Raw genomic sequence first — 10,211 nt, 5'->3', positions numbered from 1 at the left:
AGGGGGCGAACGGTTTAGTTGTCGGGATGGAATCCCACGGGGGCGGTCGTTCTACCCCAGCTACCTCTAGTATTCTAGACCTAAAAGAAAAAGGTCAACCAATAACTTGGTCAACCTTATAATACGAACGGGGGCTTTAGTTCAATAACAAGTACAGCCACTTCCTATCTGGAGGTGACTGTTTTTACATATTAGATAAAATATAGCAATAGCAACACTCCTTACAAAAACAGCATATTATTAAAACCTTTTGACCTAATTTATATATTCAACAATTGTTTCTTCTTAGCCGTAAATTCTTCTTCTGTAATAACTCCCATATCTAGGAGCTCTTTATATTTTTTTAACTCATCAGCAGTTGAAATAGATGATGCTTGTTCCTGATTAGTATGAGAAACGCTTTTTGCACTATCTATTACTTCGTGGATACGGCTGTTAATAGAACTTGCTGATCCCGCGTTTAATGCCACATTGAATTTTTCCTGAGGTGTATCAATTGTTAATATCCCAAAAACCAAGCCTTTTTCAAACGTAATATCATTGATTTTTTCAAGGGATATAGATTTAAATTTTTCGCCTGTGATAGATTTTTGCCCATATATAATGCGTTTATTTGTCACAGCATATGCGTAATTATTATCGTGCTTAGTTGTTGATTTGTAATTATGAAGACCAATAAATGTCATTAACACCTTTTCATCTTTCATTATGTTATCTTGCAAAATTTTAAAGTGTTTAAGTGCCCATTTATCGGTAAACCCTTCACCAAAGTTATTTTCTTTGCAATATTGATACATACCTTCAGCAGTAGACATTGGATCATCTCCAAGCCGTTCTTTCTTTTTATCTAAAATCGTCTTGATGTCCTCAATAGTCACCTTACTAACATTAATTACTGATATACCTCCAGCTTCTGATATGCAGTCTGGACAGACCCAGGCATTAGATTTTTTTACTTTATAACGATTTAATCCAACTTCCCTTCCACAAACACCACATATCACTTTACGGTCAAAAAAGCCCATCATCCTCACCTCTCAAGAATATTTATCTATATTAATTTTAACACCTAATAGTTTGTTAGTATAATTTCACCTATAAAAAGAAAACCCGCCTCAAAAAAAATCTTATTGTAGAAACAGGGGCTTTAGCGGAATAACAAGAAAGTCACTTCTTTTTGGAAGTGGCTTTTTCATCTAGATAAATGTAAGAGAATGGAAACGGAATCTTTAAGAATGCAGCCTATTGCTTACCAAATATCATGAACAATTGTACGTAAACTATGAGGGCTTTAGTGAAACAAGGAGACAGTAAAAGTTGTCTCTCTTTTTTTTCTAATAGTAACAAGTTACGAAAAGAGATTATAAAAAAGAAAGGCAGATAGCCTAATGCAGCAACCCTGACCACAATAGGTAGGGTTGCCATGCTATCTGCTTTTATTTTTTCTTAAATAGAATGAATCCGCCAATGAGCATTAAAAGAACAGGCCAGTAGTGATTAAAGAAATCAACAAAATGAACCAAGCCCAGTATAGTTAAGATTCTCTCATGGAAGATAAAGATGATAGAAACAACGAGGAATAAAATCCCCGGGCCTTTACCAACTCCCTTTTTTAGATGAAGCAATAACAGACCCAAACTAATAAATAAAAATAGGGCTGTATGCTCAGCTGGCCAGTTTTCCAAATGGACGGCTATGTATTGGTGTAAACCGAATCCAGTGAGCAAGATTCCAGGCAGTATAAAATCAGAATGACTGCCAAACCTGCTTTCAGCAAGAAAGGCTAATCCGATAATAATACAAAGAGATCCCCATGAATAATAAGGTGACAATAGGGAAAAGTTAATTGATTTTAAAAAATAAAAAAGACCAAAGCCAATCAAAATAGTGCTTGAAAAATAACGATATTCTTTCATATGTAGTCTCCCGGTTTATTATTATTGATAATTATTCTAATCTTTGATAATGTACAATTAGTGATTTAATTTACACATAATACTGTCAGAGAAACATTTTGGCAATTAAGATTTAACCTATTATACATTAATTATATCAGGTTTTTATTTCATGAGAATTTCTCATTTACATGTTTAATTGATATAGAGTTACGATAATGTTCACAATTTGTGGAAAATTTTTCATATACACCAATGATATACTTGCAAAAGAATATGCTCAGATGGGGGTGTGACAGGGGAAATGCATATAATTGTTGTCGGTCTTAATTACAAAACTGCTCCTGTTGAAATCCGTGAAAAAGTCAGTTTTGAATTGGGACAGCTGCCGGAAGCGATGAAATCATTAAGTAAGAAAAAAAGTATCCTTGAAAATATCATTGTTTCCACCTGTAATCGGACAGAGGTTTATGCAGTAGTGGATCAGCTGCACACGGGCAGATATTATATTAAAGAATTTTTAGCAGAGTGGTTCGCGGTTGACCAAAATGAACTTTCCTCCTATTTATATGTTTATGAGCAGGACGGAGCAGTTAATCATTTATTCCAGGTTGCCTGTGGATTGAACTCCATGGTATTGGGAGAAACTCAAATACTTGGACAGGTGAAGAAAAGCTTCCAGCAGGCACAGGAAGAAAATACCGTCGGAGTATTGTTTAATAATCTGTTTAAACGGGTGATTACGCTTGCCAAAAAAGCTCACTCTGAAACGGAAATCAATAAAAATGCGGTATCAATCAGCTATGCAGCGGTTGAGCTTGGTAAAAAAATCTTTGGTTCGCTTCAGGATAAGAAAATCCTCGTAGTCGGTGCCGGGAAAATGGGCCAGCTTGCCATTGAAAATTTATATAGCAATGGTGCCAATCAAGTAACGGTAATTAACAGAACCTTGGAAAAAGCCGAAATATTGGCATCTAAATTCTCTGGACAGGCAAAAATGCTTCAGGAATTGCAATGTGCCCTGCTTGATGCAGATATATTAATCAGTTCGACTGGATCAAAGGAATATGTAATTACAAAAGAAATGATGGAAAATATCAACATTTTAAGAAAAGGCCGTCCGATTTTTATGGTTGATATTGCCGTACCGCGTGATTTAGATCCTAAACTAATGGAACTGGACAGCGTCTTTCTTTATGATATAGACGATTTAGAAGGTATCGTTCAGGCGAACCTGGCAGAAAGAAAAGAAGCAGCAGAACAAATTATGATCATGATTGAAAGTGAGCTGGTTGAATTCAATCAATGGATCAAAATGCTTGGTGTTGTTCCTGTGATTTCTGCATTGCGCGAGAAAGCATTAGATATTCAGGCAGAAACAATGGAGAGTATGCAGCGTAAATTACCAGGCCTAAGTGAAAGAGAATGGAAGGTTATTAATAAGCATACGAAGAGCATCATTAATCAGATGCTTAAAGATCCGATTCTTTATGCAAAAGATATGGCAGAAATGAAGAATCCAGAGGCTGCTTTACAGGCATTTGTCTCGATCTTCAATATTGAGGAGCTTGTAGAAGAACAGGAATTTAAGGCGGCAATGCCATTCCAATCTAAAACATCGGTCCAGCAAAATAGACCTGTCTTGAAAGTGGTGTCACAACCATATTAAGCAAGGATGGGATATATGATTGATATTAATTTAAATAGATTGCAAGAAATTACAATTATATTATATGGACTTAGTGTCTTATTCTATTTCATAGATTTTTTACAAAATAATCGGAAGGCTCATAAGGCAGCCTTCTGGTTTCTTTCGATTGTTTGGTTGATGCAAACAATTTTTTTATGTCTATATATGTTTGAAGTGGGAAGATTCCCGGTTCTTACCTTATTTGAAGGATTATATTTTTACGTGTGGATATTGATTACCTTTTCACTCATCCTAAACCGGATAATACGGACAGATTTTTTTATGTTTTTTACAAATGTAATAGGGTTTGGTTTGATGGTCATTCATATATTCTCAACATTAGAATCCTATTCTACGGCAGAAGCGCAAACTAAGGTGTTATCTGAGCTATCCATGATTCATATTACAGTTGCCATTCTATCTTATGCAGCGTTTGCTCTTTCCTTTGTCTTTTCAATTTTGTATCTAATACAGTACGATTTATTAAAGCGAAAGAAATGGGGGAAAAGGCTGAACAGGCTGGGAGATCTGGCGAAACTGGAACAGCTGTCTTATATACTGGTAGCAATCGGTGTACCTCTGTTATTATTATCATTAATACTAGGTCTTGAATGGGCCTATATAATCGTTTCGGATATTAATTGGTATGATAGTAAAATTCTTGGCTCATTTGCCTGCCTAATTATATATGGAATCTATTTATATCTTAAAGTTAACAACCGGATTTATGGGAAATCACTCGCTTATTGGAATATTGGTTCATTCTTGTTAGTGCTAGTGAATTTCTTCTTTTTCGGCAGCATATCAGCATTTCATGTCTATTGATGGAGGGTAAATCATGAGAAAAATCATTATCGGTTCACGTAGAAGTAAATTAGCATTGACACAATCTAATTGGGTTATTGACCAGCTGAAAAATCTGGGATTACCGTTTGAATTTGAATTGAAAGAAATTGTGACAAAGGGTGACAGGATTTTAGACGTAACTCTCTCTAAGGTCGGAGGAAAAGGTCTTTTTGTAAAAGAAATCGAACAAGCCATGCTAGATGGGGAAATTGATATGGCCATTCATAGCATGAAAGACATGCCGGCAGAGCTTCCAGAAGGGTTAACAATTGGCTGTATTCCAGAGCGTGAGGATCATCGTGATGTGTTGATTTCAAAAAATAATCTAACGCTTGCAGAACTTCCGGAAGGTGCGATTGTCGGTACAAGCAGCTTAAGAAGAAGTGCTCAATTGTTGGCAAAACGTCCGGATTTAACAATCAAGTGGATTAGAGGGAATGTGGATACACGTATTCAAAAATTAAAAGATGAAGAATATGATGCAATCGTATTGGCGGCAGCAGGTCTTTCGAGATTAGGCTGGAAAAAGGATGTTGTCAGTGATTTCCTTGATGAAGATACTTGCATACCTGCAGTTGGCCAAGGGGCGCTGGCGATTGAATGCAGAGCAGACGATCATGAGCTATTGCAGGAATTAGCTAAATTAACTTGTCAGGATACAAAAGAAGCTGTTACAGCGGAGCGTGTCTTCCTCAATAAAATGGAGGGTGGCTGTCAGGTTCCAATTGCAGGTTTTGCATATAAAGACGAAAAAGGGACCTTACAATTCCAGGCACTCGTCGGAACGCCTGATGGGCGTACCATTTATCGTGAACAAATTTCAGGAGATGATCCTGAAAGCTTAGGTATAACAGCTGCCAATCGCCTAATCGAACGGGGAGCAAAGACTTTAATTGAAAAGGTTAAAGAGGAGATGGAAAGCTAAATGAAGCATTCCTTGTTTCTTTCGGGTAAAGGCGTATTGGTTACAAGAGAAGAAGCGCAGGCCGAACAATTGTGTGCCATGATTGCTGAGCATGGAGGGGTACCAATTAAGGTGCCTCTTCTTTCGTTTCAAAAGGTTGATGCAGATAGGCTTGAATCAGTAAAAGAAAAGCTGAGCAGGCTGGAATCTTTTGATTGGATCGTTTTCACAAGCAAGCCGGGTGTTGATCTATTTTGTGAGATGCTGAACGAAATGGAATTTGAAGGAATCTATCCTAAAATAGCAGCCATTGGTAAAAAAACGAAAGCAGCCTTGCAGGAACATGGTCTGCAGCCTACTTTTATCCCACCGAAATATGTAGCTGAATCTTTTTTGCCTGCGTTTCTGGAAGTAGTGGATACGAGCGAATCTGTGCTCATTATAAAGGGTGATTTGGCGAGAGATTATCTATTTAATGGGCTGATAGCTGCAGGTATACATACAGAGGAGTCCGTTATTTACAGCAACCGTATGCCAGAAGACAGTGAACAAGCCTTGGTGGATGTACTTACAAATAAAAAGATAGATATTCTATTATTTACGAGCCCTTCGACAGTAAATCATTTTATGAAGACCGTGAAAAAACATCATTTATTTGACTGTTTGATAGATAAAGTGACAGTTGCAATCGGACCGGTCACGAGGAAAAGAGCCGAAGAACTGGGCGTGGCTGTCACATTATGTCCGGAGCAATATACCGTAGATGAAATGATGAAAGAATTAAGGCAGTATTATTCGTAATATAGGAGGACCTTAAAATGGCCAATATTGAATTTAATCGACACAGAAGATTAAGAAGAAATGAATCTATGAGAGCGCTTGTGCGTGAAACACATTTACATGTAGAAGACTTTATTTATCCGATTTTTATTACGGAAGGTACAAATGAAAAGAACCCCGTTACTTCTATGCCAGGAATCTATCAATTTTCCATGGATCGTTTGAAAGAGGAAATGGATGAAGTGGCTTCACTTGGTATCAAATCTGTCATTCTCTTTGGAGTACCGGATCAGGAAAATAAGGATGAATGTGGGACAGGTGCTTTTCATACACATGGGATTGTCCAAAAAGGGATTCGTTTTGTAAAAGAAAACTATCCTGAAATTCTTGTTGTAGCTGATACATGTTTATGTGAATATACAAGCCACGGTCACTGCGGTATGGTTGAAAATGATGAAATCTTAAACGATGAAAGTCTGGAGCTTTTGGTTAAAACAGCTGTCAGCCAGGCGGAAGCAGGAGCGGATATTATTGCTCCTTCCAATATGATGGATGGATTTGTGGCTGCGATTCGCCAGGGTCTTGATGAATCAGGCTATCAGCACATCCCAATCATGTCCTATGCCGTTAAATATGCATCCGCATTTTATGGTCCATTCCGTGAAGCAGCAAACGGAGCACCTCAATTTGGTGATAGAAAATCCTATCAAATGGATTATGCCAACCGTATTGAAGCCTTGCGTGAAGCTGAATCAGACGTTCAGGAGGGAGCGGATTTTATCATTGTGAAGCCAGCTCTTGCTTTCCTCGATATCATTCGCGATGTGAAGAATACAGTAAATCTGCCTCTTGTAGCTTATAATGTAAGTGGAGAGTATTCCATGGTTAAAGCAGCTGGTGCAAATGGCTGGATTGACGAAAAAGCTATTGTGATGGAAATGCTAACTGGTATGAAACGTGCCGGTGTAGATTTAATCATTACTTACTTTGCAAAAGATGCAGCAAAATGGTTAAAAGAATCAAATTAATTCCATATATAAAGGAGATTGCAGCATATGCGTTCATATGAAAATTCTAAGAAAGCATTCCAGGAATCCATCAATTTATTGCCGGGCGGCGTAAACAGCCCTGTCCGTGCTTTTAAATCTGTAAATATGGATCCGATTTTTATGGAAAGAGGAAAGGGTTCAAAAATCTATGATATTGATGGCAATGAATATATTGATTATGTTCTTTCCTGGGGACCGCTGATTCTTGGCCATGCAAATGACCGGGTAGTAGAGGCGATTAAAAAGGTTGCTGAAACTGGTACAAGCTTTGGTGCTCCAACTTTAATGGAAAATAAATTGGCACAGCTTGTAATTGATCGTGTCCCATCAATTGAAATGATACGGATGGTTTCCTCCGGTACAGAAGCAACCATGAGTGCACTTCGTCTGGCACGAGGATATACAGGACGAGATAAGATCCTTAAATTTGAAGGATGTTATCACGGACATGGAGATTCATTGCTTATCAAAGCAGGTTCAGGAGTTGCTACACTTGGTTTGCCAGATAGCCCTGGTGTTCCAGAGGGCGTTGCGCGAAATACCATTACAGTTCCATACAATGATCTTGAGAGTGTAAAACTTGCTTTTGACCAATATGGCGAAGATATAGCAGCTGTAATTGTAGAGCCAGTTGCGGGAAATATGGGAGTAGTCCCTCCACTGCCAGGCTTCTTGCAGGGATTAAGAGAAATTACTGAAAATCACGGTTCTTTATTAGTCTTTGACGAAGTTATGACCGGTTTCCGTGTTGATTATCAATGTGCGCAAGGTCATTTCGATGTTACTCCAGATTTAACTTGTCTAGGAAAAGTAATTGGCGGAGGACTTCCAGTAGGAGCATTCGGCGGTAAAAAAGAGATCATGAGCCAAATTGCGCCAAGCGGTTCCATCTATCAAGCCGGTACATTATCAGGAAATCCGATTGCGATGACAGCCGGTTATGAAACGTTAATCCAGCTTAATGAGGATACGTATAAAGAGTTTACTAAAAAAGCAGATCTCTTAGAGGCAGGGTTTAAGGAAGCAGCTGAAACCTACCAAGTACCTTTAACGTGTAATCGAGCAGGGTCTATGATTGGCTTCTTCTTTACTAATGAACAGGTTAAAGATTACGAGTCTGCAAAACAATCAGATCTTCAATTTTTTGCGAATTATTATAAAGAAATGGCGGAAAATGGTGTATTCTTGCCGCCTTCTCAATTTGAAGGAATCTTTCTTTCAGTTGAACATAGTAATGAAGATATTCAAAAGACTATACAGGCTGCCCAAAAAGCGTTTAAAGCAATTAAACGATAAAGTGAAACAATGTCCGTTGAGGAATTACTTTCATTCCACACGGAGCATTAGTTGAACTAATCGACTTCTTACTGCTGCTTACCTTTGTTTTAGGCGAGAGTCCATGCTCCAATTTGAATGAGATAAAGTGATTAGTAGATTCCCCCGAGTATGCTCTCGGGGGAATTTTTTTATTCTCCAGACATACGTTTAACAAAGCACATATTTTCTGTATCTGCAGCATAGGCTGATAATGGCATTTAGATGAAAAGGGCTGAAGGGAGGAAATTGGGTGTCTGAGGATCATGCATCGTCATTACGATTTTCATTAGAAGAGAGTGTGTGGTTTCAAAGGGGACAGGAAGTTGAGGAACTGTATTCCATTTCGCTTGAACCAAATGTTTCAGCTCATCAAGTAGAACAGTATGTGATTCTTAAAGGGACTCTGGATTTAATGGGGGAATATAAGGCCACTGAGGCAACAGGACAGGAAGAAGGAGCAGAAGATCCGTTTCGGCGCTATGTTTCTGTAATCGAACAAAGGGAGCATCATTTATTTGAATTCCATCAGCAATTTCCTGTAGATATAACGATTCCTGCAGAAAGAGTTCGGGAAATGGATGAGCTTAATATAGGTGTGCATACCTTTGATTATAAGCTGCCAGAAAAGGGATATCTGCAAATTAGAGCAGATTTATGGATTGGTGGAGTTTACGATAATTTGCCTGAAGAGCAGACGCAAGTGACAGAGACAGAGGAACGGGAAGAGACTTCAAACTATCAAAATGGAACATCCGGGCGATTTCAGGAAGAGCATCATACTCATACATGGAATAAAATCAACGAAGATTTTGAGGAGTCAGCAGAGGAGATTACTATTCAGGCAGAAGTCCATAATGAGCAAGAGGAAGAACAGATAGAGGTGCATTTATATCGGGAAAATTCTGAGGATGAGGATCAGGAGCAGGAGGATTTGGCAGATTCGCCTGAGATTTATCTCAAGAACCCAACTTCTTATATAGAGAGTAATCATAACCAGGATGACCATTTTTATGTTGAAACTAAATTGTCACCCCGACTGCATCAACCAGCCGATTATGAAGAAACACAGCCGAATGATGAGTCAGATCATACAGACAAGGACTATAGCCCTTTTGCTTTTGAACCGGACCAATTAGTTGACAGACAAAAGCAAAAAGATGAAAACCAATCTTTTTCCATTCCATATGATAATAGATTTGATGAGGGTCCTCCGGAATTAATGGAAGTCGTTCCTTTTACTGCCGAGTATGGAAAAGAGGAAAGTTCAGAATATGAAAAAGAGGAAAGTCCTGAATATGACAGAGTACAGCCGCACCAATCTCAAGCGAATGTAGCACCAGATTTGAATAAAGCTGCAGTAGAACCGGAAACAAATGTTTCTCGCATACGTCAACAGAAAAAAGAACAAACATCCAATCAGTATGTAGAGAAAAAGTATCAATCGTCTGATTCTAAAAGAAAGAATGGGAAGGAGAACGAAGATCAAACTGAAGGTAAGTCTAAATCTTTGTTATACGATTTATTTACAGAGGAGGAAGAATCACAACAATCAAAAGTAAGAGTCTGTATTGTCCAAAATGGAGAAAATATTGATGTTCTGGCAGATCGATATAAAACGAGCGTTCAGCATATCGCGAGAATAAACGGGTTGGAATTAACATCCGATCTAAAAGCTGGTCAGGTAATTTATATTCCTGAAGCTGCTGCTTCTTATAAATAATAGGTCTAGT

Annotated in this window: 9 protein-coding genes; 7 read left to right on the top strand and 2 right to left on the bottom strand. The window is 38.2% G+C overall.

Annotated elements, in window-relative coordinates:
- Positions 1-260: 260 nt before the first annotated feature.
- Complete coding sequence (locus FHY47_RS09340) at positions 261-1,025, bottom strand: PH domain-containing protein (protein WP_139892652.1); 765 nt, start codon at positions 1,023-1,025, stop codon at positions 261-263.
- 411 nt (positions 1,026-1,436) lie between these two features.
- Complete coding sequence (locus FHY47_RS09335) at positions 1,437-1,916, bottom strand: hypothetical protein (RefSeq protein ID WP_066105598.1); 480 nt, start codon at positions 1,914-1,916, stop codon at positions 1,437-1,439.
- Positions 1,917-2,199: 283 nt separating this feature from the next.
- Here FHY47_RS09335 and hemA point away from each other — a divergent pair, with 283 nt between their 5' ends.
- The 7 genes from hemA (at position 2,200) to FHY47_RS09300 (ending at position 10,201) form a co-directional block, all read left to right on the top strand.
- The gene (gene hemA, locus FHY47_RS09330) at positions 2,200-3,564 is read left to right on the top strand and encodes a glutamyl-tRNA reductase (protein ID WP_066105594.1); all 1,365 of its coding nucleotides are present in this window, start codon (positions 2,200-2,202) and stop codon (positions 3,562-3,564) included.
- Positions 3,565-3,579: 15 nt separating this feature from the next.
- Positions 3,580-4,410: a cytochrome C assembly family protein gene (locus FHY47_RS09325; protein ID WP_066105591.1), complete on the top strand. Its 831-nt coding sequence runs from the start codon at positions 3,580-3,582 to the stop codon at positions 4,408-4,410.
- A 13-nt stretch (positions 4,411-4,423) separates the two neighbouring features.
- The gene (gene hemC / locus FHY47_RS09320; protein ID WP_066105588.1) at positions 4,424-5,356 is read left to right on the top strand and encodes a hydroxymethylbilane synthase; all 933 of its coding nucleotides are present in this window, start codon (positions 4,424-4,426) and stop codon (positions 5,354-5,356) included.
- The gene (locus FHY47_RS09315) at positions 5,357-6,136 is read left to right on the top strand and encodes a uroporphyrinogen-III synthase (RefSeq protein WP_139892629.1); all 780 of its coding nucleotides are present in this window, start codon (positions 5,357-5,359) and stop codon (positions 6,134-6,136) included.
- 17 nt (positions 6,137-6,153) lie between these two features.
- Complete coding sequence (gene hemB, locus FHY47_RS09310; protein WP_066105578.1) at positions 6,154-7,143, top strand: porphobilinogen synthase; 990 nt, start codon at positions 6,154-6,156, stop codon at positions 7,141-7,143.
- Between the two features lie 27 nt (positions 7,144-7,170).
- Positions 7,171-8,460 (top strand): glutamate-1-semialdehyde 2,1-aminomutase, encoded by a 1,290-nt coding sequence (hemL, locus tag FHY47_RS09305; RefSeq protein ID WP_066105575.1) that lies wholly within the window; start codon positions 7,171-7,173, stop codon positions 8,458-8,460.
- A 271-nt stretch (positions 8,461-8,731) separates the two neighbouring features.
- Positions 8,732-10,201 carry a LysM peptidoglycan-binding domain-containing protein gene (locus FHY47_RS09300; protein ID WP_066105571.1) on the top strand — a complete coding sequence of 490 codons (1,470 nt, stop codon included), beginning with the start codon at positions 8,732-8,734 and terminating at the stop codon, positions 10,199-10,201.
- The last annotated feature ends 10 nt before the right edge of the window (positions 10,202-10,211 follow it).

The organism is Bacillus sp. E214, assembly GCF_008087365.1.
Classification (GTDB): Bacteria; Bacillota; Bacilli; order Bacillales; family Pradoshiaceae; genus Pradoshia.
This window is presented reverse-complemented; position numbering and strand designations above follow the sequence as displayed.

Bases quoted from the DNA above. Each gene is read 5' to 3' on its own strand.
- FHY47_RS09340 (WP_139892652.1), bottom strand. From the start codon at position 1,025: ATGGGCTTTTTTGACCGTAAAGTGATATGTGGTGTTTGTGGAAGGGAA.
- FHY47_RS09335 (WP_066105598.1), bottom strand. From the start codon at position 1,916: ATGAAAGAATATCGTTATTTTTCAAGCACTATTTTGATTGGCTTTGGT.
- hemA (WP_066105594.1), top strand. From the start codon at position 2,200: ATGCATATAATTGTTGTCGGTCTTAATTACAAAACTGCTCCTGTTGAA.
- FHY47_RS09325 (WP_066105591.1), top strand. From the start codon at position 3,580: ATGATTGATATTAATTTAAATAGATTGCAAGAAATTACAATTATATTA.
- hemC (WP_066105588.1), top strand. From the start codon at position 4,424: ATGAGAAAAATCATTATCGGTTCACGTAGAAGTAAATTAGCATTGACA.
- FHY47_RS09315 (WP_139892629.1), top strand. From the start codon at position 5,357: ATGAAGCATTCCTTGTTTCTTTCGGGTAAAGGCGTATTGGTTACAAGA.
- hemB (WP_066105578.1), top strand. From the start codon at position 6,154: ATGGCCAATATTGAATTTAATCGACACAGAAGATTAAGAAGAAATGAA.
- hemL (WP_066105575.1), top strand. From the start codon at position 7,171: ATGCGTTCATATGAAAATTCTAAGAAAGCATTCCAGGAATCCATCAAT.